The sequence below is a fragment of the Rhodococcus sp. NCIMB 12038 genome (assembly GCF_002165735.1).
Classification (GTDB): domain Bacteria; phylum Actinomycetota; class Actinomycetes; order Mycobacteriales; family Mycobacteriaceae; genus Rhodococcus_F.
Map to the genome: position 1 here is coordinate 232,405 of NZ_NHML01000010.1, position 23,734 is coordinate 256,138.

At 67.3% G+C, this 23,734-nt stretch carries 23 protein-coding genes; 7 read left to right on the forward strand and 16 right to left on the reverse strand.

From position 1 onward, the window contains the following. Nucleotides 1-8: 8 nt before the first annotated feature. The 9 genes from CA951_RS17455 to CA951_RS17495 form a co-directional block, all read right to left on the reverse strand. On the reverse strand, nucleotides 9-1,544 hold the full coding sequence (locus CA951_RS17455; RefSeq protein WP_087558031.1) for a phospholipase C: 1,536 nt from the start codon (nucleotides 1,542-1,544) through the stop codon (nucleotides 9-11). 56 nt (nucleotides 1,545-1,600) lie between these two features. Further along, nucleotides 1,601-2,467, reverse strand: coding sequence for a TauD/TfdA family dioxygenase (locus CA951_RS17460; RefSeq protein ID WP_087558032.1), 867 nt, complete (start codon nucleotides 2,465-2,467; stop codon nucleotides 1,601-1,603). Nucleotides 2,468-2,740: 273 nt separating this feature from the next. Further along, a complete protein-coding gene (locus tag CA951_RS17465; RefSeq protein WP_087558033.1) occupies nucleotides 2,741-3,502 on the reverse strand; it encodes an SDR family NAD(P)-dependent oxidoreductase in 762 nt (253 codons plus the stop codon). After that, nucleotides 3,502-3,984, reverse strand: a complete 483-nt coding sequence (locus tag CA951_RS17470) for a nuclear transport factor 2 family protein (RefSeq protein WP_087558034.1) — start codon at nucleotides 3,982-3,984, stop codon at nucleotides 3,502-3,504. The genes CA951_RS17465 and CA951_RS17470 overlap by 1 nt, the downstream gene beginning before the upstream one ends. A gap of 82 nt (nucleotides 3,985-4,066) precedes the next feature. Continuing rightward, nucleotides 4,067-4,897 carry a mycofactocin-coupled SDR family oxidoreductase gene (locus tag CA951_RS17475; protein ID WP_087558035.1) on the reverse strand — a complete coding sequence of 277 codons (831 nt, stop codon included), beginning with the start codon at nucleotides 4,895-4,897 and terminating at the stop codon, nucleotides 4,067-4,069. A gap of 2 nt (nucleotides 4,898-4,899) precedes the next feature. After that, nucleotides 4,900-5,700: a mycofactocin-coupled SDR family oxidoreductase gene (locus CA951_RS17480; RefSeq protein ID WP_087558036.1), complete on the reverse strand. Its 801-nt coding sequence runs from the start codon at nucleotides 5,698-5,700 to the stop codon at nucleotides 4,900-4,902. Nucleotides 5,701-5,712: 12 nt separating this feature from the next. Beyond that, nucleotides 5,713-5,967 (reverse strand): hypothetical protein, encoded by a 255-nt coding sequence (locus CA951_RS17485; RefSeq protein ID WP_087558037.1) that lies wholly within the window; start codon nucleotides 5,965-5,967, stop codon nucleotides 5,713-5,715. Then, nucleotides 5,968-7,644 carry an FAD-binding protein gene (locus CA951_RS17490; RefSeq protein WP_087558038.1) on the reverse strand — a complete coding sequence of 559 codons (1,677 nt, stop codon included), beginning with the start codon at nucleotides 7,642-7,644 and terminating at the stop codon, nucleotides 5,968-5,970. Nucleotides 7,645-7,788: 144 nt separating this feature from the next. Continuing rightward, nucleotides 7,789-8,307, reverse strand: coding sequence for a flavin reductase family protein (locus tag CA951_RS17495; protein WP_087558039.1), 519 nt, complete (start codon nucleotides 8,305-8,307; stop codon nucleotides 7,789-7,791). A gap of 130 nt (nucleotides 8,308-8,437) precedes the next feature. Between CA951_RS17495 and CA951_RS17500 the strand changes: the two genes are divergently transcribed. Next, nucleotides 8,438-9,169 (forward strand): PadR family transcriptional regulator, encoded by a 732-nt coding sequence (locus CA951_RS17500; protein WP_087558040.1) that lies wholly within the window; start codon nucleotides 8,438-8,440, stop codon nucleotides 9,167-9,169. On the opposite strand, the gene CA951_RS17505 is transcribed toward CA951_RS17500, so the two are convergent. The 5 genes from CA951_RS17505 to CA951_RS17525 form a co-directional block, all read right to left on the reverse strand. After that, complete coding sequence (locus CA951_RS17505) at nucleotides 9,166-10,119, reverse strand: alpha/beta hydrolase (RefSeq protein ID WP_087558041.1); 954 nt, start codon at nucleotides 10,117-10,119, stop codon at nucleotides 9,166-9,168. The genes CA951_RS17500 and CA951_RS17505 overlap by 4 nt on opposite strands. Before the next feature lie 20 nt (nucleotides 10,120-10,139). Further along, the gene (locus tag CA951_RS17510) at nucleotides 10,140-10,931 is read right to left on the reverse strand and encodes an IclR family transcriptional regulator (protein ID WP_087558042.1); all 792 of its coding nucleotides are present in this window, start codon (nucleotides 10,929-10,931) and stop codon (nucleotides 10,140-10,142) included. A 172-nt stretch (nucleotides 10,932-11,103) separates the two neighbouring features. Continuing rightward, a complete protein-coding gene (gene bphC / locus CA951_RS17515) occupies nucleotides 11,104-12,009 on the reverse strand; it encodes a biphenyl-2,3-diol 1,2-dioxygenase (RefSeq protein WP_087558043.1) in 906 nt (301 codons plus the stop codon). Nucleotides 12,010-12,046: 37 nt separating this feature from the next. Beyond that, nucleotides 12,047-13,228 (reverse strand): acyl-CoA dehydrogenase family protein, encoded by a 1,182-nt coding sequence (locus tag CA951_RS17520; RefSeq protein ID WP_087558044.1) that lies wholly within the window; start codon nucleotides 13,226-13,228, stop codon nucleotides 12,047-12,049. A gap of 28 nt (nucleotides 13,229-13,256) precedes the next feature. Then, entirely contained in the window at nucleotides 13,257-14,417 is a 1,161-nt protein-coding gene (locus tag CA951_RS17525) for a Rieske 2Fe-2S domain-containing protein (protein WP_087558045.1), read from the reverse strand. Between the two features lie 227 nt (nucleotides 14,418-14,644). On the opposite strand from CA951_RS17525, the gene CA951_RS17530 reads away from it, so the two are divergent. Beyond that, the gene (locus tag CA951_RS17530; RefSeq protein WP_087558046.1) at nucleotides 14,645-15,166 is read left to right on the forward strand and encodes a hypothetical protein; all 522 of its coding nucleotides are present in this window, start codon (nucleotides 14,645-14,647) and stop codon (nucleotides 15,164-15,166) included. Between the two features lie 66 nt (nucleotides 15,167-15,232). On the opposite strand, the gene CA951_RS17535 is transcribed toward CA951_RS17530, so the two are convergent. After that, nucleotides 15,233-16,855, reverse strand: a complete 1,623-nt coding sequence (locus CA951_RS17535; RefSeq protein WP_179220226.1) for an NAD(P)/FAD-dependent oxidoreductase — start codon at nucleotides 16,853-16,855, stop codon at nucleotides 15,233-15,235. 431 nt (nucleotides 16,856-17,286) lie between these two features. Here CA951_RS17535 and CA951_RS17540 point away from each other — a divergent pair, with 431 nt between their 5' ends. Genes CA951_RS17540 through CA951_RS17555 form a run of 4 tightly spaced genes read left to right on the forward strand, consistent with a single transcriptional unit; the run spans nucleotide 17,287 to nucleotide 21,233 of the window. Continuing rightward, the gene (locus CA951_RS17540) at nucleotides 17,287-18,120 is read left to right on the forward strand and encodes a phytanoyl-CoA dioxygenase family protein (protein WP_087558048.1); all 834 of its coding nucleotides are present in this window, start codon (nucleotides 17,287-17,289) and stop codon (nucleotides 18,118-18,120) included. A 32-nt stretch (nucleotides 18,121-18,152) separates the two neighbouring features. Further along, nucleotides 18,153-18,584, forward strand: coding sequence for a RidA family protein (locus tag CA951_RS17545; RefSeq protein ID WP_087558049.1), 432 nt, complete (start codon nucleotides 18,153-18,155; stop codon nucleotides 18,582-18,584). Continuing rightward, entirely contained in the window at nucleotides 18,581-19,885 is a 1,305-nt protein-coding gene (locus tag CA951_RS17550) for an FAD-binding oxidoreductase (RefSeq protein ID WP_256973887.1), read from the forward strand. The genes CA951_RS17545 and CA951_RS17550 overlap by 4 nt, the downstream gene beginning before the upstream one ends. A gap of 49 nt (nucleotides 19,886-19,934) precedes the next feature. Next, complete coding sequence (locus CA951_RS17555) at nucleotides 19,935-21,233, forward strand: NAD(P)/FAD-dependent oxidoreductase (RefSeq protein ID WP_087558050.1); 1,299 nt, start codon at nucleotides 19,935-19,937, stop codon at nucleotides 21,231-21,233. A gap of 79 nt (nucleotides 21,234-21,312) precedes the next feature. On the opposite strand, the gene CA951_RS17560 is transcribed toward CA951_RS17555, so the two are convergent. Continuing rightward, the gene (locus CA951_RS17560) at nucleotides 21,313-21,972 is read right to left on the reverse strand and encodes a TetR/AcrR family transcriptional regulator (RefSeq protein WP_087558051.1); all 660 of its coding nucleotides are present in this window, start codon (nucleotides 21,970-21,972) and stop codon (nucleotides 21,313-21,315) included. Nucleotides 21,973-22,237: 265 nt separating this feature from the next. Here CA951_RS17560 and CA951_RS17565 point away from each other — a divergent pair, with 265 nt between their 5' ends. Next, entirely contained in the window at nucleotides 22,238-23,587 is a 1,350-nt protein-coding gene (locus CA951_RS17565) for an MFS transporter (protein ID WP_256973888.1), read from the forward strand. Nucleotides 23,588-23,734: the final 147 nt, after the last annotated feature.

Consider the following 23,734-nt stretch of genomic DNA (forward strand, 5'->3'; position numbering starts at 1 on the left):
GCGGGTCGCTACACGATCAGCCCGCTGGGCCGACGCCGCAGCGGCGACGGTTCCTGCACCGGCATCTGATTCGGCGGAACCGGGTAGGGCGCACCGGCGTTGAGCGTTCCCGCGGCCACGTTGGGCCCGCACTGGGCGATCGCCGCCTGCAGGCGTGGCCCGGGATCGGTCATCGCGGGAACGCCGGCGTTCGGTGCCGACGAGAAGTCGAACGCGGACGTCATGTCGCCGACCGCGCCGCGACGCCAATCGGTGAGGTTGGGGACGGGAACACCGAACCGCTTCTCGAGCAGTCTCAGTTGCGACGTGTGGTCGAACGTGTCGGACGCGACGAGTCCGCCGCGGCTGTACGGGGAGATGATCAGCGACGGCACCCGGAAACCGAGGCCGATCGGACCCGGATTGTTCTCGCTCTCCGACACCGTGTTCAACGGGACCGTCAGGTACTCGCCCGGCGTGCCCGGCGGCGGTGTGGGCGGGGTGACGTGGTCGAAGAAGCCGCCGTTCTCGTCGTAACTGATGATCAGCGCCGTCTTCTCCCAGATCGCCGGGTTGGACGTGAGGATGTCGAGCACCTCGACGATCCCGACCGCGCCCGCGGCCGGGGGCAGCGCCGGGTGCTCGCACGTGAAGATGTTGGGGACGATCCAGGACACCGCGGGCAGGGTGTCGTTCGCGACATCGGCGCGGAAGTCGTTCGGGTACGTCGGATCGAGGCCGCGGTGGGCGAGTTCCGAATTCGGGTCGCTGTACTGCGTGAAGCAGCCGAGCATCCCGTCGAGCGCGACACTCGACACCGGTCCGAGGTCCTTGTTGGCGTACACCTTCCAGCTGACGCCGGCCTCCTGCAGGTTCTCCGGATAGGTGCGCCAGGAGTAGGCGAACCTCGGGATCACCGTCGGTGTCTCGACGAGCGGACCGCCCGCCAGCCCGTCCGGGTCGATGGTTCCCGTCATCCAGTACAGCCGGTTCGGGTCCGTCGGCCCGAGCACCGAGCAGAAGTAGTGGTCGCAGATCGTGAAGGCGTCGGCGAGGTCGTAGTGCACGGGAATGTCGGCTCGCGTGTAGTAGCCCATCGTGGCGGGACCGTTGAGCGGCCCCTCGTGCGCGATGTGCACCGGCATCCACCGGTCCATCGCGCCGCCGTTCCACGCGTCGTGCTGCGGACCCCACGCATGGGTGGGGTCGTTGATGCACTCGCCGTCGAGGTGTGTGCCCTGCGTGGTGTCGAGCCGGAATGGGTTGAGGAACCCGGTCGGGGTGGGCCCGGCGCCCGGCGTCCAGCCGTACTGCTGCCACGCCGGTGACGGGTCGTCGAACCCGCGCACCCCGGACAGCGTGCCGTAGTAGTGGTCGAACGAGCGGTTCTCCTGCATGAGGTAGACGAAGTGCTCGATGTCGCTGAGCGACCCGCTGCCACCCGGATCCTGCGCGTACGCCCGGTCGATCACCGGGCCCGCCCACGAACTGAGGAATGCGGCGCCGCCTGCCGCTGCGGCGGAGGCGAGGAACTTGCGTCGTGAGATGTCCGATGCCGGGGTCACGGATCGTGACGCTAGTCGCTGCGGACACCGCCCGCCCGGTGAATGCGCACGTTGCCCTACTGCGGGCCCACCGGCACATCGCCTTCCAGCGTGATGCGGTGCATGACGCGGTGCTGGGTTCCGTAGTCGCGGTTGGCGTAGTGCGCGGTGCTCCGGTTGTCCCACAGCACGAGGTCGCCGAGACGCCAGCGGTGCCGCACCACGTGCTCCGGTTTGGTGAGGTGGGCGTACAGGAAGTCGAGGATGCCCCGGCTCTCCGCCTCGGACACTCCGGCGATGTGGGACGTGAAGCCCGGGTTCACGAAGATGCCCTTGCGGCCCGTCTCCGGGTGCACCCGCACGACGGGATGCTCGACGGGCACGAGTGCCGTGACTTCCTCACCGTCCCAGATGTTTCCCTTGCCGCCGCGCTTCTGCGCGAGGTAGTACCCGAATTCGCGGTTGCCGTCGTGGACCGCGGTCAACTGGTCGATCATCTGCCGGATCGGCAGCGACAGCGACTCGTACGCCAGTTGGCTGTCGGCCCAGTTGGTGTCGCCGCCGTGCGGTGGGAGGACGACGGGACGGAGGATCGACCCGAGCGGCGGCCGCTTCATGAACGTGACGTCGGTGTGCCACACGTCGGCGAAACCGTTGTCCTGGCTGTCGAGCGCGTACACCTCCCGGGCGACGTTGCCGCTGTCGTGGACGGGGTGGCCCGCGGTCAGCCGGCCGAGCCGGCGACCGAACTCGATGTGGCCCGAGTCGTCGAGCGACTGACCCCGCAGGACCAGCACCTTGTGCTCGGTCAACGCCGACCGGATCGCGGCCACCTCGGCGTCGGTGGCGGACGCGACGTCCAGTCCGATGATCTCGGCCCCGAACGACGGGCCGAACTTGTCGAGCGTCAGCGACGCAGTCCTGGTTTCGAATGCAGTGCTCATGATGTCTTTCCGCGAAAGGTGGGTCGTGCCTGGGTACGGGAGGACCGGCCCGGACCTGCGAACGCAGAGGATGCGTGAGGAATTACCGGATGCCGGAGGCTACCGAGGAGTGGACAGCACGCGGTACGCGCGCCGGGGCCATCAGCAACAACAGATGTTGGCGCACGTACGGCACAGGTCGACGGTCAGGCGTCGCACCAGGTGAGTCGTATGCACGAAGCAATTCCTACCGGATAGGAGGGAAATGAGCAAGCGCGGGGCAATCGCGCGCGATCAGCTCCAACGCGCCTGACCGCCGTCCAGCGGGATGGTGGCCCCCGACAGGTAACCGGCGTCGGGACCCACGAGGAACACGACGGCGCGCCCGATGTCACGTTCGCAATCACCGATCCGGCCGAGCGGAATCGACTTCACGAACTCCGCGGCCTCCTCCGGATTGGTCTCCGTCCACCACTTCAGGCCCGGGGACAGTGCGTGCGGCGCAATCGCGTTGACGCGGATGCCGTCCGGACCCCATTCGCTGGCCGCGGTCCGGGTGAGCGAACGCATCGCCTCCTTGGTGGCCGCGTACAGCCCGTAGCCGCTCGTGTCCCAGCGCACCGCCGACGAGCTGACGAGATTGATGATCGAGCCGCCGCCGCGCGCCTTGAGCTGCGGGTAGCACAGCTGCATGAGGAACAGGGTGGCCACCGGTCCGACGGCCATCGCGCGGTCGAGAAGCTTCGGAGTGATCTCCAGGAGCGGTCCGAGCGCGCTCGCGTTCGCATTGTTGACCAGGATGTCGATCCCGCCGAAGACCTCCACGACGCGGTCGACCATCGGACCCAGCTGATCGCGTTTGCTGACGTCGCAGACGATCGGCTCGGCCACGCCGCCGAAGTCGGCGATGGCGGCGCACGTGTCGACGAGTTTCGCCTCCGTGCGCCCGACCACCGCGATCCGCGCACCCTCCTTGGCCAGCGCGAACGCCATCCCGGCACCCACGCCCTGACCGGCGCCGGTGATCAGCGCGACCTTGCCGTCCAGCGTCCCCATCACGCGTCCCCTCTCGCTGATTCCGTGTCGGCTGCCCACCGGTTGGCCGTCAGCCGGAAGCTGGGAATGTCGGCCAGCGACATCACCGCCTCATATGTGCGTTCGTAGCCGGTGTGGGCGATCCGCCATTGCCCGTCCGGCCCGCGGACGTAGCGGTCGGAGTAGAATGCCGCCCCGCGCAGCACCATGTCGTGTTCCGGGATCAGCACGGTGTCGGACAGGAACCACCGCCCTGTCGCCGTGTCGCCGTCGACGTCGATCTCCGGGTGGCCGCAGTGATGCTCGGTGATGGTCTGCGGCCCCAGATTCGACTTCATGAACTCGACCAGCGCGTCCCGCGACTCGAACGCGAGATGCTCGCCGTAGTTCGCGGTCGCGTCGGGAAGGAGGGCGTCGGCGAACTCGTCCCAGCTTTTCGTGTCCAGGGCCCGCAGATACGTGTACTTGAGCCTACTGATCGCGACGACGGCCTCGAGATCCACGGCATTCACCCTTCGTCCGCCCCCAAAACTGACACCTGTTCTACCACGGATCGGCAGGTGTCGGGGCGGACTCGGGGATTTGCTATCTACTGACGCTGCCCGCGTCGACCGGCAGAGCGACCGCCGTGATGTACCGCGCCTCGTCCGAGGCCAGGAACAGCGCGGCGTTGGCCACGTCTACCGGTTCGATCCACGGAATCGGCAGCATGTTCATCGTCACCGCGGCCGCCGCGAACTCCTCCCGGGTGGGGTGCTCGAGGTCGGGCCGGAACGCCCGCCGCACCATGTCGTTCTGGATCATGTCCGTGTCCACGTTGGTGGGATGCACGCTGTTGACCCGCACCCGGTGCGGCGCGAGTTCCTTGGCCAGCGACCGCATCAGGCCCACCACGCCGTGCTTGGCCGCGGTGTAGTGCGCGACGCCGACGAGTCCGCGCAGACCGGCGATGGAACTCGTCAGGATCATCGCCCCGCCGCCCCGCTCGATCAGGTGCGGGGCCGCCGCCTTGCACGTCTGCCACACCCCCGTCAGATTGACGTCGAGCATCGTCTGCCACGTCTGCACATCGAGTTCGAGCGCAGCACCCGAGGACGTGATGCCCGCCGTGGCGCACACGAAGTCCAGCCCGCCCAGTTCCCCGGCCGCGGCCGTCACCGCGTCGGCGAGCGCCGTTCCGTCGCGTACGTCCACCTGCGCCGTCACGATCCGGCGGCCCGTGTCCCGGACCAGTTTCGCGGTCACCTCGAGATCCTCCGGGCTCGCCGGGGGCGTCACCACCGTGCCGACCGGCCCGCACAGGTCGACGGCCACGACGTCCGCGCCCTCCTGCGCGAACCGCAGTGCCTGCGCCCGGCCGATCCCGCGCGCGGCACCGGTGACCAGGACGACTCTTCCGTTCACTCGACCTGTCATCTCTACACCTTCTGGGTCAGTCCGGCGTCGACCACGAGTTGTGTGCCGGTGATGTATCGCGATTCGTCCGAGGCGAGGAACAGCAGCGCATTGCTGACGTCCCGCGAGTCCAGCCACGGAACTGGCAGGACGTGGTTGGCCGCGAGGACGGGGACGACGTCGTCGCGGGTGGGGTTCTCGAGGTCCGGCCGCAGCCGTGCCATCGTCTCCGGGTTCAAGGTCATGCGGGTGCCGACGGCACCGGGGTGCAGCACGTTGACCCGGATGAACTGCGGTCCGAGTTCGTTGGCGAGGGTCCGGGCCAACCCGACCACGGCGGTCTTGGACGCCGAATAGTGGGCGGCCCCGGCCACCGCCTTGATGCCTGCGGTCGAACTGACGATCACGACGGATCCGCCGCCGTCGCGCATCGCCGGGACCGCGGCGGTCGCCGTGTTCCAGACGCCGGTGAGGTTGACGTCCAGCGACCGGTTCCAGATCTCGTCGTCGATCGTCCAGGCCGGGCCGGGGTTGTCGCAGACACCGGCGTTCGCGACGACGACGTCGAGGGGCCCCAGTTCGGCGACTCCGGCGTCGACGGCCGCCCGCAGCGCCGACGGGTCCCGCACGTCGGCGTGGGCCACGACCGCCCGGCGGCCGAGTTCGACCACCAGCCTTCGGGTTTCGTCGAGATCGGTTGCGGCCGAAGGAAGGTCGACGGTGACGACGTCGGCGCCCTCCTCCGCGAGCCGGACCGCATGACTGCGTCCCATGCCGTTTCCGGCACCGGTGATGAAGGCGACCTTGCCTGCCATCCGTGACATCGGTTGTCCCCTCTAGTCCAGGCGGCCGGGGGTCGGGTAGCTGCGCAGGGAGAGCCCCACCCGCCCGTCCTCCACCGCGTCGTCGATCGATCGGCGCAGTGCGCCGCAGGTGGGGACGAACATCGAGTGCTCCCCCTCCTGCGCACGCAGCGCGAACTCCGGGCAGGTCTGCTCGGCGTCACCCAGCCACTGCACGCTCGTGTGCGCCTCGCTGTATTTCTCCACGAGCACCGCGTTACCGCAGCGCCGGCATTCGACGGGAAGCACTCAGCTCACCGCCTCTGCAGTGGCTGCCGCGTGCCGTGCACCGACCCAGCCGAACACCATGGCGGGGCCGATCGTCGCGCCGGCGCCCGCGTAGTCGTTGCCCATCACGGACGCCGACGTGTTTCCGGTGGCGTACAGCCCGGGGATCGGTTCGCCGCTGCCGGTCAGTACCTGGCTGTGCTCGTTGCACACGAGTCCGCCCTTGGTGCCGAGGTCGCCTGCCTCCATCCGCACCGCGTAGTACGGGGCCTTATCCACCTCGTCCAGGGTCGGGTTGGGCAGCCCCGGGTCGCCGTAGTACCGGTCGTACGCGCTGTCGCCGCGACCGAAGTCGGCGTCGACTCCTGCCCGGGCGAACCCGTTGAACCGGGTGATCTCGGCGGACAGCGCGTCGGCGGGCACGCTCATCTTCTGCGCCAGTTCGCCGAGGGTCTCCGCGCGCAGCATCAGTCCCGTGGAGAACCATTCGGCCGGGAACTTCTGCCCGGGCATCACACCACCGAATTGGTAACGACTCTTGGCCTTCGAGTCGAACACGAACCACACCGGATCGTGCCCGCCGGCGATCTGGTCGTGGACGAACGACACGTACGGGGACGCCTCGTTGGTGAACCGCTTGCCGTTTTGGTCGACGATCAGCGACGGCGGGATCGACCGCTCCGACACCAGGACGTGCATGATGCCGTCCGGGCGCCGGAACGACGGCATCCACCAGGCGTCGTCCATCAGGTCGACGGCGGCACCGACCTGCTCGCCGGCCACGATTCCGTCGCCGGTGTTGTCGGGCGATCCGGCGCTGTAGTTGTCCTTGCCGCCCTCCCGGAGGTACCGCTTCCGCATCTCCTCGCTCTGCTCGAATCCGCCGGTGGCCATCATGACGCCGCGGCGGGCGCGGATGCGCAACTCCCGCTCTCCTGACTCGACGACCGCGCCCGTGACGGCCCCGGACTCGTCCGTGATCAGCCTCTTCAGCGGGGAGTTCAGCCACAGCGGGACGCCGGCTTCCTGGAGACTGAGCCGCAGCCGGCCGACGAGGGCCTGCCCGAGGGTCTCCATCCGCCTGCGCCGCACCATCGCGACCACCGAACGCCAGCCGACACCGAGTGCGGTCCTGCGGCCGGCCCAGGTGCGGAAGAACATGTTGAGGTGCCGGAACTCGGTGGACGTCATGTAGAGCCCGCCCGGCATGGCGAGGGAGTTCGGGCGCTGCTGTTCGCCGTCGGCGCCGAGTTGGTTCATGTCGAACGGCAGCGGTTCGACCGTCCGCCCCTTCGACCGTCCGCCCACGTTCTCGGGGTGATAGTCGGAATAGTCCTCGCACCAGGAGAAGCGGAGATGCGGGCAGTGCTGTTCGAAGAACCGCATCATCGCCGGGCCCTGCTCGATGTACGCGTCGAGGCGTTCGCCGGGCACACTGTCGCCTACGATCGACTCCAGGTACTTCCGGACGTCGGCGGGGTCGTCGGCGCGGCCTTCACGGACGAGGATCGGCGAGTTGGGAATCCACAGGGCGCCGCCCGACAGCGCCGTCGAACCGCCGTACACGCCGGACTTTTCGACGACGAGGGTGTCGAGTCCCCGCTCGGCCCCGGCGAGGGCGGCGGTCATGCCGCCCGCACCGCTGCCGATCACCAGGAGATCGACCTCCCGGTCCCAGTTCTGCTCGTCTACGCTCATCGTGCACACCTTCCGAAGTGGTCTCGATCACATCCTGCCGGTGTCAATTGCTCTTTCCCACAGCCCTTCCCGCGGAGCGGGAGACGGCGGAACCGACGCGGAGCGGGAGACAACGGCACCGACGCCGAGCGGGAGAAGGATCGGCTACGTGGCGGCGGTGAAGATGCCGAGCCCGCCGCGGTACACCAGGAGCGGCGGCACGTCCCGCAGCACGTCCAGTCCGGTCACGCGCGCGACGACGATGGTGTGGTCGCCGGCGTCGTGCTCGAATTCGACGGTCGCCTGCACCCGGGCCAGCACTCCGTCCAGCGCGGGGGCGCCGTTGCCGGCGTGCGACCACCCGACGCCGGCGAACTTGTCGGCGCCGCTCGTCGCGAACGCCCCGCACACGTCCCGCTGGTCGTGGGCGAGGACGTTGATGCACACGTGCTCGCTCGCCCGCAGCCGTGGCCAGCTGGTCGACGTCCGTGCGGGGCTGAACGACACGTACGGCGGGTCCAGCGACAGCGACACGAAAGACTGGCACGTGAAGCCGTGCGGGGTCTCGCCGTCGTGCGCGGTGATCACCGTGACGCCGGTGCAGAAGTGCCCGAGCACCGACTTGAGGTCGGCGGGGTCGATGCGGCGCACCACCGGCGGCGCGGGTTCTTCGGTTCGGGTCATCGTGTCTCCTCGGATCGACGGGTTGCGTTCAGCGTGGCCGCGGCACGTGCGGGCGGGAAATGCCCCGTCCCGCCCAGCGGCAGGGTTTCGCGCCGACCGGCCGGCGGCGCACGGTTGATAGGCTCGGGAAATGCCTTCGTCCGACCCCACCCAGAGCTCCGGGTTCGCCGGCCTCCGATCCACGAGCTGGCCGGTACTCGGCATCCTGTCGTTCGGCGAGGAACTGTCCGGCTACGACCTCAAGAAATGGGCCTCGTACAGTGTGCGTTTCTTCTACTGGAGCCCGTCGTTCAGTCAGGTGTACTCGGAGCTGAAGAAGCTGGAAGACCTGGGATACGTGACGTCGCGGACCGTCGTCGACGACGAGGCGCGGGTGAAACCCAAGCGGCTGTACAAGATCACCGACGCCGGTATGGCCGTCATGCGCAGCTGGGCGCGGGAGGCGCCGATCGATCCGCCCGTCCTCAAGCACGGGGTGATGCTGCGCATGTGGCTCGGCCACCTGACGGAGCCGGAGCAGCTCAAAGAGGCTCTCGAAGAACACATCTCGTATGTGGAGGGGATGAGCAGGCAGGCCGCGCTCGACGCCCGCGATTCCGCCGTCGAACCCGAGTGGGCGTTCGCGCACATGGTCAACAAATGGTCCGAGCGCTACTACGCCGCCGAGAGCGAACTCGCGAAGCAGATGCTCGCCGACATCGACGAGGCCGTCGAGCGGATGCACGGCGAAGGGACGCCGGAACATCCCGGTGTGCCGAAACCGACCGGATCGCATTCGATCCGGCGTTCCCGGGCGGCGCAGCAGGAGTACCAGGCCGCCATGAAGGCGGCGCAGGATTCGGGCGACGAGACCGAGACCTAGTCGGACGGGGTGTGCACCCGTTCGGCCACCAGATTCCGAAGCTGCGGCCACAGCTGTTCCCGCACCCGCTGCGCCGCGGTCATCGCGTCGATCGTCAGGAAGCCGTGGAACATTCCCGGGACCCGCTCGAGCTGCACGGGAACGCCGGCGTCGGCAAGCGCCGCGGCGTACTTCTCCCCCTCGTATCGGAGCGGGTCGCGTTCGGCGGTGATCACGACCGCGGGCGGGAGACCGCCGAGGTCTTCGGCCCGGACCGGGGCCGCGTAGGTGGGCACCGTCTCGCGGTGGGCAGGCAGGTACTGGTCCCAATACCATTGCATCGCAGCGCGGGTGAGAAAGTGGTCTTCCGCGAACTCCACGTAGGACTCGGTGTCGAAGTCCGGTTCCACGACCGGGTAGATCAGCACCTGTCCGGCGACGGCGGGACCGCCCCGATCCCGGGACATCAGCGCCGCGACGGCCGCGAGGTTGCCCCCGCTGCTGTCACCGGCGACGAGCAGACGGTCCGGATCGCCGCCGAACTCGGGCGCATGCTGCGCCACCCAGCACGTCGCGGCGTAGGCGTCGTCCGCCGCGGCCGGCCACGGCGATTCCGGGGCCAGGCGGTAGTCGACGGAGACGACGACGGCGCCGATCCCGTTGCACATCGCGCGACAGAAGCCGTCGTGGCTGTCGAGGTCGCAGATCACGAACCCGCCGCCGTGGAAGAAGACGACGACGGGGCAGGGTCCGGCGGAGGTCCCGGCGGGCGAATAGATCCGTACCGCAATCGATCCGGACCCACCGGGGATCTCTCGGTCGCGCACCTCACCGACCGGCTCGGGGTCGGCGACGGCCTTGCGTCCCGCCTTCGTCGCCGCCCGAGCCTGGGCGCCGGTCATGGTCTCGACCCGGGGAAAGTTCTCGTTGAGTCCCCGGAGGATGGTCTCGGCCTGCTCGTCCAGCGGCATCTGCGCTCCTCGGTCCCGTCTCAGGCGGAGTACCGGTCGGCGCGGCCGCCGGCGGGGGTCGCGGTCGACATGTAGTTGCGCCAGGTGCCCTTGGCGGACATGCGAATCGGCGCGGTCAGACGGTGATCGAGCTTGATCTGACTGCTCGGACCGCACACGGAGATGGCGGCCACGACGTTGTCGTCGGTGCCCACGGGCACCGCGACGCAGCTGACGCCCACGAGATCCTCTTCGCGGTCGTATGCCGCCCCGCGTTCGCGGGTCTTCTGCAGTTCGGCGCGGAACGCGGCCGGTGAGTCGATGCTGAATCGTGTGCTGCGCGGCAGACCGGCCTCGACGACACGGTCGACCACGGATTCGGGTGCGTGGGCCAGCAGCACCTTGCCGACGCTCGTGCAGTGCGCGGGCTGGCGGCCGCCGACGCGGGACGGCAGCCCGACGCCGAACCGTCCGGCGATCTTCTCCAGGTAGACGACGTCGATCCCCTCCAGCACCGCGAGGTGCACGGCGTGCCCGGTGAGGCGGTGCAGTTCATGCAGGAAGGGCAGCGCGGCCCGGTGCAGGCGGTCCTGGTGCACGGCGAGGGACCCGAGTTCGAACAGCCGCATGCCGAGTTCGTAGTCCCGGCCCTCCCGGCGGAGCCACCGCAGCTGGACGAGACGCTCGAGCATCCGGTGCGCGGAGGATCGCGGAAGCCCCGTGCGGCGCACGATCTGCGCGAGCGTGAGCCTGCCCGGGCCGTCGAAGGCGTCGAGGAGAAGGGCGGCGCGATCGAGGCCGGCGGTGGGGGTGGGGCTGAGTGTCGTCGTCATGGGGACCTCCGTAGCGGCGTTGCTCGGTGCGGCGCCGCGCTGTGTGACTGGCGACACTTACTATAAATAGGCATATACCTATTTGCAATAGTGCTTCGTGGCACAGCCCCCGAACAGCCGAAAGGCCCGGTGCGCGCATCGAGTGGATACGCACACCGGGCCCGGACACCCCTTACATCGCCGCCAGCGGCTCACTCCCCGACCAGTCGTGGCCCCAGTAGCTGTCGGCGGTGATCTCTTCCGCGGAGTAGTACTTCTCGTCGACCTTCATGCCCTCGGTGCCGAACTCGACGTCCCAGCCACCGGGCGCGCGCACGTAGAACGACACCATCTTGTCGTTGGTGTGCCGGCCGAGCGTCGAGGAGACGGAGAACCCGTCCTTGACGACGCGGTCGAGCGCCTGCCCGACGGCGTCGAGCGTGTCGACCTCCACCATGATGTGCACCAGACCCGGCGCACCACCGTGCGGTGCGGGGCACAGCGCCAGGCTGTGGTGCCGCTCGTTGACGCCGAGGAAGCGCACCCGCATCGGCCCGAACTCCGGTGGCGCCGGGATGCGGAACGCGCCGCGGGGAAGGAAGCCGAGCACCTCGGTGTAGAAGTCGAACGCTCCGCCGAAGTCCATCACCGGCAGCACGACGTGGCCGAGGCCCTGCGCCCCGGTCACGAACTTCGCCCCGAACGGGGTGACCACCGGGCTGTGGTCGAGGACGGCGCCGTGGAAGATCTCGATCGTCGCGCCCGTCGGGTCCTGGAACGTGACGACCTCCTCGACGCGCCGCGCGTCGGCCTCCTCCACCGACAGCGGCTTGACGGCGATGCCTGCGCCCTCGACCGCCTCCTGGACGCGGACCAGGCCCGCATGATCACGGACCTCCCACCCGATGGTCACGACCTCGTCGGTCTCCCCCGGCACGATCACGATGCGCGCCGCCCGCTCGTCCATGCGGAGGTAGAGGGCGTCCTCGTCCGGTCCCGACCCCTCGGCGAATCCGAGGACGTCGAATGCGAACGTGCGCCAGCGCTCCAGGTCGTTGGTCTGGATCTTGACGTAGCCCAGGCCCTTGATGTCTGTCATGTGTTGTCCTTCTGCTGTTTTCGAGATCGGTCGGCGGTCAGATCATCGACTTGAGGTTGCCGGCCGGGTCGAGGCCGAGCGAACTGAGCGCCGATGCGTGGTACACGGTGCTCGGCACGTGGATCGCGTGCGCCAGGCCGGCGTGCGCGTCCCGCCAGTACCGCTGCAGGGGCTTGTCCATGCGCAGCGCGTTGCCGCCCGAGCGGGCGAAGATCTGGTCGACAGCGGTGACCGCCCGCCACGCCGCCCGCACCTGGGTGCGGCGTCCCGCCGCGCGGTCCTCGAACGTGACCTCCTTGCCCGATTCGACGAGGTCCCAGATCCTGTCGACGTTGGCGAGCAGTTCCTGCCGGGCGGCGTTGATGTCGGCCGCCGCCTCACCCACCGCGAACAGCACGTAGGGGTCGTCCTTGATCGCGGTGCCCTGCGCACCGACACGGTCGCGCTGGTAGTCGAGGTGGGCAGCCAGGGCGCCCTCCGCGATTCCCACCACGGCGGAGGAGATTCCGAGCGGGAACATCGTCGACCACGGCATGTTGTACAGGGTCTCGGTGCGCCCGAACTTCTGCACCGCCGTGCCGTTCATGACCTCGTCGGCGTCCATCACCCGGTAGTCGGGGACGAAGGCGTCCCGGACGATGATGTCCTTGGACCCGGTGCCCTTGAGCCCGACGACGTTCCACGAGTCCTCGACGATCTCGTAGTCACTGCGCGGCAGGATCATGTGCAGCATCTTCGGCGGCAGCGCCATGGCGCCGTCCTTGTCGCCGAGCATCGCGCCGAGGAAGATCCAGTCGCAGTGATCGGTGCCCGAGGAGAACTGCCAGCGTCCGCTGAACAGGTAGCCGCCGTCGACGGGGGTCGCGATCCCGGTCGGTGCGTACGGCGAGGCCATCCAGGTGTCGGAATCGGCCGCCCACACCTCCTCCTGCACCTTCGGATCGGCGAACGCCAGCTGCCAGGGGTGCACCCCAACGATGCCGCACACCCATCCCGTGGCCGGGTCGAGCGACGCCGCGGCCATCACCGTCTCCGCGAACTCCCGCGGATGCGCCTCGAATCCGCCGTACGTGCCCGGCTGGAGGAGCTTGATCGGGCCGGCCTCGCGGAGCTTCTTCGCCGTCTCGTCGGGCAGCCGGCCGATCCGCTCGGCCTCGGGCGCCTGATCGCGGAGCTGGTCCGCGATCGCCATGATGTTGTCGAGAACCTCGTGGGTCATCTGTCGTGTCCTTCTTCTCTGAGCCGGCTCAGGCGTTGGTGTCGAGCGGGACGACGCCGTTGGCGAGGTTGTCGGCAACCTCCGCCTCCCAGCTCTGCACCGCCCTGGTGGTGTCGATCTCGAATTCGAAGCGCTTGGTCATGTCCTCGGTGATGTCCTCGACGTCCACGTAGAACTGCTGGTACCAGCGGCGCAGCTGATACACCGGCCCGTCCTCCTCCGACAGCAGCGGGTTGTCGATGCGCGACTTGTTCAGCCAGATGTCGACGTCCTGCTTGAACCCGAGCTCCACGCCCTCCGCGAACTGGGCCGCCATGCCGTTCGCCATCTCGTCCGACAGCCCCTCGGGCTTCTTCACCATGGCGCCCCACTGCAGGACGAACGAATCGGCGCTGACTGGGTAGTGGCAGTTGATCAGCACCGTCTCGATCATCATGCCGTTCGCCTCGCTCCACAGCTTGTCGATCATGTAGGACGGGCCGAAGTACGACGCGTCCGAGCGCAGCGTGGAATTGGGGTCGTCGTAGCTGGTGCCCACCGAGATGTCGTGGCGGGGCGTCGACTGCATGTACTGGGTGGCCACATGCCCTTCGAAGACGTTCTTGAAGTAGCGCGGGAACGAGAAGTGGACGTAGTAGAAGTGCGCCATGTCGACCACGTTGTCGACGATCTCGCGGCAGTGCGAACCCTCGACGAGCAGTGAATTCCAAGTCCAGTCGGTCCATTCCGACGAGCCGAATCCCTCGATCTCGGGAATCGTCACGTCGGCGGGCGGCGGGTTGCCCTGCGGGTCGTTCCAGACGTAGAGCTGCCCGTTGCGCTCGATGGTCGTCCACGCCCGGGTCCGTGCCAGCGGCGGGACGCGGCGCGCATACGGGATTCCGGTGCACTTCCCGTTGCCGCCCCAGCGCCAGTCGTGGAACGGACAGGCGATGGAGTCGCCCTTCACGGTGCCGTGCGCCAGATTGCCGCCCATGTGGCGGCAGTAGGCGTCGAGCACGCTGAGGGTGCCGTCGGACGTCTCGAACACCACCAACGACGTGCCGAACGCGTCGATCTGGTGCGGGGTGCCGTCCCTGAAGGTCTTCGCCAGACCCAGGCAGTGCCACCCTCGCGCGAAACGCGTTGGTGCCGACCCCACTTCGATCATCCGGACTTCGTCGCCGTCAACGGCACTGTTGCGCGCCATGTCTACCTCCGCCTCGCTGTACGTCAAGAACACCCTCGGGGTGTGGTGTAGCTCATAGTCGGCGCACACGGTCCGTTCCGGTACCCGACTCTCCCACTGAGCGAGAGGCTTTCGTATCGAGTGGCCACGGCGGTTTTTCTGCGTCCCGATCACAGGGACCACGGCCCCCGTTTCCCGGCCGCGGCGACTACCGTGCGGATTACAGACCCCGTGATTTGGGAGGAACGATGGCCGCACTCATCTCTTCGCAGCCTCAGGCGCACACAGCGGAGATCCGCCGGCTCTGTGCCGACGCCGTCCCGGACGGGATGGTCGTCGCCCCCGAACCAGGTGCCGCCGTCGAGCAGGACTTCCTGCTGCTCCGACCGCACCCGACCGCGGACGACGCCCTGTTCGCGCAGGTTTGCAGGGCGGACGATCACGACCTGCTGATCCGCTTCCGCAACCGCGACGAGCAGTTGGTCTTCGAGTTCTGGACGAACAGCTTCACCGGTGCCGCGACACCGGACGACCGGTCGGCCGACCTGCTCGAACGCCACTGCGCCGAGCAGTTCCCCGGCGACCTCCGCAGGTTCCGCACCCGCATCCGGCGGGCCGTGCCGGCCGAGGCGGACTTCACGTCTTCGCTGCAGCAGACGTACGTCCAGGACGGTGTGCGCATGACCGACGTCACCGTCACGTGCACGCTCGACGGGGACGTGCTCGCCCGGGCCTGGGCCACGTACGCGCTGCCCTTGTCCCACGAATGACCTGTTTCCTACAAATTGGTCAGCCGCGCAGGCAATTGCCTGCGCGGCTGACCAATGTCTGGGCGACTACCCCACCGGGTCGGCGAGCCTCGTGCGGGACCGGCTGAACTCGAACCCGCGGAATCCCTCCTCCGCGACGTCGGCGCAGATCCGCCCGTACACGCCGAAGCCCCCGATGTACGGCATGAACACGCGGGGTTTGCCCGGAATGTTGGCGCCCATGTACCAGGAGTTCGCCAGCGGGAACAGGGTCTGCGCGGCAAGCTCGCGGCAGTGCTCCACCCACTGCTCGGTGGCCGGGACCGACGCCTCGACCGCGTCGTAGTCCTTCTCCCACAGGTGCGCGATGCAGTCCGCGATCCAGTCGACGTGCTGCTCGGCGCCGAGCACCATGTTCGCCAGCACCGACGGGCTGCCCGGCCCCGTCACGACGAACAGGTTCGGGAACCCCGGAACACCCAGACCCAGATAGGTTTTCGGTCCCTCACTCCAGTACTCGGCGAGGGACACGCCGTTCCGGCCCACGATCCGCATGCGGTCGAGGGCTCCGGTCATGGCGTCGAACCCGGTGGCGAACACCAGCGTGTCGAGTCCGTAATCGGCGTCGGCGGTGGTGATCCCCGACGGGGTGATCGACTCGATCGGCGCCGCCTTCAGATCCACCAGGGTGACGTTCGGCCGGTTGTACGTTTCGAAATAGTGGGTGTCGGTGACGATCCGCTTGGTCCCGATGGGGTGATCGTTCGGGATCAGCTTGTCCGCGACCGCGGGGTCGTCGACGAGGCGGCGGATCTTCTCCTCCGCGAACGCCCGCGCGGTCGCGTTGGCGGCCTCGGTCTTCGTCTGGTCCGGAAAGGTTTTCGCGAACAGCACCCCGCCGAGCTTCCAGCGCGTCTCGTAGGCGTCGCGGCGTTCCTCCTCGGACACCTCCAGCGCCGACTTGGGGTACGCGTTGTACGGCGACCCGCCGCCGCTCTCCCGGGACAGCCGCCTGCGCTCGTCGTACCCGGCCTTGATCGCGCGCCGCATCTCGTCGTCCCACGTCTCGTTGCCCGCCGGGACGCTGTAGTTGGCGCTGCGCTGGAACACGTACAGGTGATCCGCCTGCTCGGCGATGACGGGAATCGACTGGATGCCCGAGGATCCGGTGCCGATGATCCCGACCCGCCGGCCCGTGAAGTCGACACCCTCGTGCGGCCAGTGCCCGGTGTGATGCGTATCGCCCGTGAAGGATTCGCGCCCCGGGATGTTCGGCATGTTCGCGGTGGACAACGCCCCGGTCGCGAAGACGCAGTACCGCGCGGACAGGACGTCGCCGCGGTCGGTGCGCACCTCCCACCGCAGCGTGTCCTCGTCCAGTTCCGCGGAGATCACGCGGGTGCCGAACAGGAAACGGTCGCGGAGGTCGAACCGGTCCGCGACGTGATCGATGTACGCCAGAATCTCCGGCTGGGTGGCGTACTTCTCGCTCCAGTCCCACTCCTGCTCGAGTTCCCGCGAGAACGAGTACGAGTAGTCGACGCTTTCCACGTCGCACCGGGCGCCGGGATAGCGGTTCCAGTACCACGTTCCGCCGACGCCGCCCGCGGCCTCGACACCCTGGACCGTCAGGCCCAGGCTCCGCAGTTTGTGGACGGCGTACAGCCCCGCGAATCCCGCGCCGACGACGACCGCGTCCACGTCGCCGATCCGATTCGCCCGAGCATCAACTTCGGTGCGTGCACTCACGGGCGCGCTCCTCTCCCATTCGACAGACACATTTCGGCAGCAAAGGCCTGTCTGGGACGGTAGGTCGGAGCACCCGGGCAGCTACAGGTTCGTTCCCGGTGAGCGGTCGGGCAGCGCGGACGCATCTCCTCCACCGAACTAGCCGACGCCCACGCCGTGAATGCCGTCCACACGAGCCGTCCGCGGGGAACGCCAGACCCTCACCACCGTGCCGCCGAACCGCGGGCGTCTTCTCCGCCCTGTAGGGGCGTACGTCAGTCTACGATCCCGATCCTTTTCAGACAACGGTCGTTATAAGAATCTCCCGCAATTCTCACAACAACCGTTGTGTTAATCGCGCCGATCCCCTACCGTGACGCTCGTCACCACATCAACCACGGGTTGGAGCAACCATGATCGACGAGGCAACCAAGCAGCAGTTCCGCGAAGACGGAGCGACCCTGATCAAGAACTGGCTGAACCCAGAGCAGATGGGCGAACTCCACGACGCATTTCTGTGGAACGTCGCGAACCCCGGTCCACACGTGTTCAACCGGCTCGACGGCACCGAGTTGCAGACGCACATCGACAATGCGAACCCCCACGCCAAGGACAAGTTCGACCAGCTGGTGTCCCAGATGCCGTTCGCGGACCTGTATGCCGAACTCTGGGGTTCCGAGCACGTCTGGTACTACGCCGAAGAGGTGTTCCTCAAGGACGGCGGCGCCAGCGGTCGCGGTCCCTGGCACCAGGACACCTCCGTGATGCCCCTGGCGGGCGAGCATTGGGGCAACGCCTGGATCAGCTTTCAGAATCTCCCGAAGAAGAACTCCCTGGAGATCATTCGTGGGAGCCATCACGGCGTCAGGTACGACGGCGCGAGCTTCTCGAACCCGGACGATCCGACCGACCCGGCATTCGGCGACGGCACGCTGCCACGCCTGCCGCACATCGACCGCGACCTCGTCCAGGACCCCAATTCCTGGGATGTCATGTCGTGGACGGTAGAACCAGGCGACATCGTCGCATTGCACCCCTCGTCGCTGCACGGCGGCGCGGGCGTCGATCACGAGACCCCGACGCGCCACACCCTGGTCCTCCGATTTTTCGGTGACGACGCAACGTTCCGTGTTCTGCCCGAATCGAACCCGCACTACGCCCGTAACGGGGCGCTGTTCAAGGAGGAGATGGCCAAGCTCAACGACGGCGACCCGTTCCGCTCGCCGATCTTCCGCCAGCTCCGATGACCACCCGCGAGCAGAGGACGACACGAAAGACCATGAAGCGCGAAGCGATCAATCTCGACACCACCGTGGCCACTTACGAGCGGCTGCACTTTTCGCAGGCGACCCGGGCCGGAAACCTCATCTGGGTGTCCGGGCAAGTAGGTCTCGACCGTGCCACCGGCGAGATTCCCGAAGATCCGCAGGCTCAGGCACGACTGGCGTTCGAAGGTGTCAAACAGGTTCTGGAAGAGGCGGGTTCATCTCTGGACGACATCGTCGAGTTGACGACCTTCCACACCGATCTGCACGGGGACGGCCCGGGCTTCGGGGAGGTGAAGGATCAGTACATCGGCGAACCGTACCCGTCGTGGACCGGAGTCGGCGTCACTCAGCTCGCCCGGCCGGAGTTCGTCGTCGAGATCCGCGTCGTCGCCGTCGCGGCCCGGCAGCAGCACGAATTGGGCAGAACGCACGGAACGCGATGAAGACTCTCACATCGCCGATGCAGTACTACCCGCACACGGGCTGGGTCGACCGTCCCACGGGTCTCGAGGCGCCCGTTCAGGGCGAGCACCATTGTGACATCGCCGTGGTCGGTGGTGGCGTGGGCGGGATGCTCACGGCGCTACGACTGGCCGAACATGGTCGTGACGTCGCCCTACTGGAATCCGACCTTTGCGGCTGGGGCGCGAGCGCACGCAATGCGGGCTACCTGTCGAGCGCCGTGGGAAGCGACCCACGCATCCTCGCGAAGTACTACCGGAATCGTTTCCGCGGCTTGGTGCGCTTCGCCGACTCTGCGGTTCGCTTCACCGAAGACCTGATGGACCACCATTCGATCGACTGTGACTACGAGCAAACCGGCATTCTCGCTTCTGCCGTGACACCGTCCCAGTTCGAGGCGGTGAAAGCCGGCGCCCGGCTACTCATCGACGCCGGCATGGACTCGGTGATTGTCGACGGTCGTGACATGAGCGTTCCGGATGCCTTCCTGGGCGGCATCTACGCGCGCATCGGTGGGATCATGAATCCGGGCACGTTCGCTCTCGGGATCCGCGATGCGGTCCTGGCATCGGATGTCACGACGTTCGAGCAGAGTCGGGTCCTCGACGTCACAGACACGGGCAACTCGGTCACGCTCGACACGTCCGATGGTCTCGTCCACGCCGAGAAGGTGGTGCTGACGAACAACGCTCACGCGAACGAATTGTCGATCACCCCACGATGGCTCTCCACCCCCGTGCGGGTGACCGCCATCGAGACCGAGCAGGTGGCGCCCAGTCTCCTCGATGCGGCCGGCTGGACGAGCCGTACCCCGATGGTGACCAGGCACATGGTGATGGAGAGCTATCGAACCACAGCCCGCGGCACGATTGTCGTCACCACCCGAAAGCTGCAGACGACGCGTGGAAAGATCGACGACCGCCAACCTGATCAAGCGATCGTCGCCGACCTGGTACGGGCGTTCCGCACACGGTTTCCCACATTGCACGATGTCCAGCCGGCGAAGGCGTGGGCCGGATGGATCGGCATGACTCCGTCGATCCTGCCGGTAGCCGGATATGCGTCTCCGCGGGTCGTCTACAACAGCGCGTGCAACGGCCACGGTTTGGCTCAAGCACCGTATCTCGGAAGTCTTGTGGCCGATTACATCTGCGGCAAGGACATGCACGACGACCTGAGAGCTGTGTGGCGGGCGAAACCGAAATTCGCTCCCGGACTGGTTAACTCGCACACAATCAAGCTGGCATGGCTGGCAGATCGGTTCACCGACCGTCGCGGCTGAGTCCGCTCATCCCGTCACCATCTGGTGCCTGAACCCTGAGAGGTTTCTCGTGAAGGAAATTTTCGACGTTGCAGTAGTCGGTGCCGGCTTTGCCGGTGTGACCGCGGCCAGGGATCTCAGCCTCGAGGACCACTCGGTCGTGTTGCTCGAGGCGCGCGACAGAATCGGCGGCCGAACGTTTCTCGGTGATGCGTTCGGCCGGTCGGTGGAATTCGGTGGCACCTATGTGCACTGGACTCAGGCGCACGTCTGGCACGAACTCAGGCGCTACGGCCTCGGCCTGGCCACACCCTTGGAACTCGCGAAGATCTACTGGCTCGCAGATGGAGTCGTGCACTCGGGAACCTCAGCCGAGTACGCGGGCGTCGCCGACCCGCTGACTGCTCGTTGCCTGTGGGATTCGCGGGAGTGGTTTCCGCGACCGGGCGATACTGCCGCAGATGCCGGTGTGATCGAAAAGCAGACACTCGCCGACCGAATCGACTCGTTGAACCTGTCCACCCATGATCGCGATGTGCTCGCGGGCGCGATGTCGTCGCTGGTCCACTCCGAGAGCGAGCAAGGCATTGCGCAGTTCCTGTTGTGGGCTTCGATCAGTTGCGGCCATTGGGACGCATTCAAGGAAGCGGCCGGCCACTGGCCGATCGTGGGCGGGACCAAACGGCTGCTCGACGCGATCAACGGTGAGTCGACGGCCGAGTTGCGCCTGTCCACTCCGGTGACGGCGATCGAAGATACCGAATGGGGAGTCGTGCTCACCACACGTGCGGGCGACACACTGGGCGCACGGTACGTGATTTCCGCGGTCCCGCTCAACACGCTGGGCGATGTGACCATCACCCCAGCGCTCACCGAGCAGGTCCGCATGATGGTCGATCAGAAGCACCCGATGAAGAATCTCAAGATCTGGGCGCGCGTCAAGGGTGAGATCGAAGCCTTCGCCGCCCTCGCCCCGGCCGGGCAGCATCCGATCAACACCGCCCGGGTGGAGTACCGGCACGAAGGTGACACACTGGTCGTGTGCTTCTGCTCCGACGCGTCGGCTATCGACGGCCGAGATCGCGAAGCGGTGCAACACGCGCTCCGGCTGTTCGTCCCCGACATCGAGGTGGTCGACACCGCCTGTCACGACTGGGTGGCCGACGAGTTCTCCCAGGGCGCGTGGGTTCACCACCGACCGGGGAACCTCACCCAGGCGGTGCCGCGGATGCGGGATCCCCACGGCCACATCCATTTCGCCGGCGGTGACATCGCCGAGATCGGTATCGGCGGCATCGACGGCGCGATCGAGACCGGCACCAGGACAGCCCGCGAGATCGCACGAGCACTGGCCAACGCACCACGCTGATCGGAGCCCATAGACGTCGACACCGGAAGCGCGGTATCCGGCTGGTGCGGGCGGTCACCGCACCAGCCGGGGCACCCGGCTAGCGCCGCGTGCCGGGGACCGGGGCGATCAAAGCGATGGCGGCGGCGACGAGCTCCTTGACCCGGCTCGGAGTGAACCTCTCCGGTTCGAGAGGGAACAGCAGCGCCCAGCCGTCGCCCATGGCGCTCAATTGGTCGGCGAGCAGGTCCGCGGGGATGTCGTCCCGGACGGTGCCCCGCGCTTGCCCGGCAGCGAGGATCGAGGTGTACACATCGCGGAATCGCGCGTAGCGCTGCTTGTAGACCGCAGCGAGCTTCGGGTCGTGCCGTGCGTGCGCGAGCAGTTCCGACATCACCGGCCAGAACTCCGGGTCACCGGTGGTCAGCCGCAGCCAGCGTTCGAAGAGCCCTTCGATGGCGGTGTCTGCCTGGATGTCGTCGATCATCGCGTCGTAGCGGTCGAACCGGCTCTCGACCAACGCGAGGATCAGTTCTTCCTTGTTCGCGAAGTAGTACGTCACCGCCCCGGTGGTGTACCCCGCGCGTTGGGCCACCTTGCGCAGCGATGCGCTGGCGTAGCCCTCCTGCGCGATCACCGATGTCGCCGCCTTCAGCAACTCTGCACGCTTCACCTCTGGGTCCCCCGGTGGGCGGCCCCGCCGCGACGGCAACTCGGTGTCGCCGTTGCCGCTCACCTGTCCGATCTGCTTCTTCAGCACTCTCCGATTGTGTCACAGATTTTACAGAACATCCGTTGTGCAAAACATCCTCCGGGGATACGGTGATCCGTGTCACTCTGACGTGACGGCCTCGAACCGAGTCGATCGGATACAACGCTTCCCGCGCCACGAGGCACGTGTCACCTCCTCCTCCTTCTCCTCCTTCTCCTCGTCCGCAAGGGCGAAATGCCGTCGCACGAAAGGCAGAACAATGGATCTGTTGGATTCTGCGGACAAAAATGTCCCAACGAGGAAATCTCTGGACGTGCCTGCCCGGCTCGACCACCTGCCGGTCATGGCGCCACACATCGTCTGGATTTCGATACTCGCCGTCAATCTGGCACTCGAGTACTACGACAACGCCCTGTTCGCCTACACCATGCCGGCAATCGCGGACAGCACCGGCCTGAGCCTGGGACAGCTCGGGACCGTCAGCAGCGCCTTCTTCGTCGGGATGGTAGCGGGCGCATTGGCCGGCGGGTGGCTGTCCGACCGGCTCGGCCGGCGGCAGGTCCTCGTGTGGTCCACGGTCCTCTATTCATTCGGGGCACTCGCGACCGCGTTCGCACCGAACTTCGAGGCAATGATCCTCGCGCGCTTCGTCACCGGGGTCGGTGTGCAGGCAGCGACATCGGTCCTGCTGGTGTACGTCGCCGAAATGTTCCCGAGCAAGACACGTGGCCGGTTCGTATCGATCCTGACCACGGGATTCGTGATCGTCGCCCCGCTCGTCGCGTTGCTCGCCCTGGTCACGATCCCGGGCGGCGGACCCGACACGTGGCGGCATCTGTTCATCATCGGCAGTGTCGGATTGCTGATCGCTCCCCTGGCGCGACTGGTCCTGCCGGAATCGGTCCGCTGGTACATCTCGCGCGGACAGATCGACAAGGCCGAACAGATCGTCGAGACACTCGAGGCCCGCGCCCGCCGCCGCGGACCGCTCAGTGACCCGCCGGTGGTCGTCGGCACCGACACCGAGCAGCAGTCCCTCCGCCAGATCCTCGGGAACCGGCGGGTGCTCCGCGTCATCACCGTCGTATCCCTGGGCTACTTCGGTGCCACCCTGGGCTACTACCTGTTCGGCAATTGGGCGCTCTACGCGCTCATCAACGGTCTCGGCTACTCCGAAACCCGCGCGTACGAAGTCCAGTTGATCTGGAACGTGGTCTACTGCGTCACCCCCCTGGTGGCACTCCTGGTCATGGACAAGGTGGAACGCAAAACCCTGATCCTCGTCACCTCCCTCGTCAGCGCACTTCCGTTCATGCTGCTGGGCATATCGACCAGCAGCTGGATCGTCACGGCAGCGGGCGGCGCCGCAGCCATCACCACCGGGCTCGTCCTCACCGTGTTCTACGCCTACATCCCCGAAGCGATTCCCACGGGAGCGCGCGGCATCGGAAGCGGGATCATCATCGGCGTCGGACGGTTCGGCGGCGCCGTCTCGGGCGTCCTGGGTGCGGCACTCTACGGCGCATGGGGTCTCGGCGGCGTCATGATCACAGCCGCGGCCTGCTACATCGCGTTCGCACTCGTCGTCTCGGCATTCGGACCCCGCACCACCAACCGTTCACTCGAAGGCGTTGCCGCCGAAGAGCTCAGCACGAACACGTAGCGACGCAAGACCGCGGCGGAGCGTATCCGCAGCTCCGCCGCGGGTATCCCACTGCCGGCACCCATTCGTCTGAACAAATCCCGAGCATCGATTCGAAACTCTCTGCTGCCCAACCGCTTCAAAGTTCAGCGTCGTGGCCGTCCGATC

Coding starts and splice junctions, on each gene's coding strand:
- bphC (WP_087558043.1), bottom strand. CDS start 12,009: ATGACAGACATCAAGGGCCTGGGCTACGTCAAGATCCAGACCAACGAC.
- CA951_RS17465 (WP_087558033.1), bottom strand. CDS start 3,502: ATGGGGACGCTGGACGGCAAGGTCGCGCTGATCACCGGCGCCGGTCAG.
- CA951_RS17550 (WP_256973887.1), top strand. CDS start 18,581: ATGAAGACTCTCACATCGCCGATGCAGTACTACCCGCACACGGGCTGG.
- CA951_RS17520 (WP_087558044.1), bottom strand. CDS start 13,228: ATGACCCACGAGGTTCTCGACAACATCATGGCGATCGCGGACCAGCTC.
- CA951_RS17480 (WP_087558036.1), bottom strand. CDS start 5,700: ATGTCACGGATGGCAGGCAAGGTCGCCTTCATCACCGGTGCCGGAAAC.
- CA951_RS17540 (WP_087558048.1), top strand. CDS start 17,287: ATGATCGACGAGGCAACCAAGCAGCAGTTCCGCGAAGACGGAGCGACC.
- CA951_RS17475 (WP_087558035.1), bottom strand. CDS start 4,897: ATGACAGGTCGAGTGAACGGAAGAGTCGTCCTGGTCACCGGTGCCGCG.
- CA951_RS17525 (WP_087558045.1), bottom strand. CDS start 14,417: ATGGCGCGCAACAGTGCCGTTGACGGCGACGAAGTCCGGATGATCGAA.
- CA951_RS17510 (WP_087558042.1), bottom strand. CDS start 10,931: ATGACGACGACACTCAGCCCCACCCCCACCGCCGGCCTCGATCGCGCC.
- CA951_RS17460 (WP_087558032.1), bottom strand. CDS start 2,467: ATGAGCACTGCATTCGAAACCAGGACTGCGTCGCTGACGCTCGACAAG.
- CA951_RS17505 (WP_087558041.1), bottom strand. CDS start 10,119: ATGCCGCTGGACGAGCAGGCCGAGACCATCCTCCGGGGACTCAACGAG.
- CA951_RS17495 (WP_087558039.1), bottom strand. CDS start 8,307: ATGACCCGAACCGAAGAACCCGCGCCGCCGGTGGTGCGCCGCATCGAC.
- CA951_RS17530 (WP_087558046.1), top strand. CDS start 14,645: ATGGCCGCACTCATCTCTTCGCAGCCTCAGGCGCACACAGCGGAGATC.
- CA951_RS17500 (WP_087558040.1), top strand. CDS start 8,438: ATGCCTTCGTCCGACCCCACCCAGAGCTCCGGGTTCGCCGGCCTCCGA.
- CA951_RS17545 (WP_087558049.1), top strand. CDS start 18,153: ATGAAGCGCGAAGCGATCAATCTCGACACCACCGTGGCCACTTACGAG.
- CA951_RS17490 (WP_087558038.1), bottom strand. CDS start 7,644: ATGAGCGTAGACGAGCAGAACTGGGACCGGGAGGTCGATCTCCTGGTG.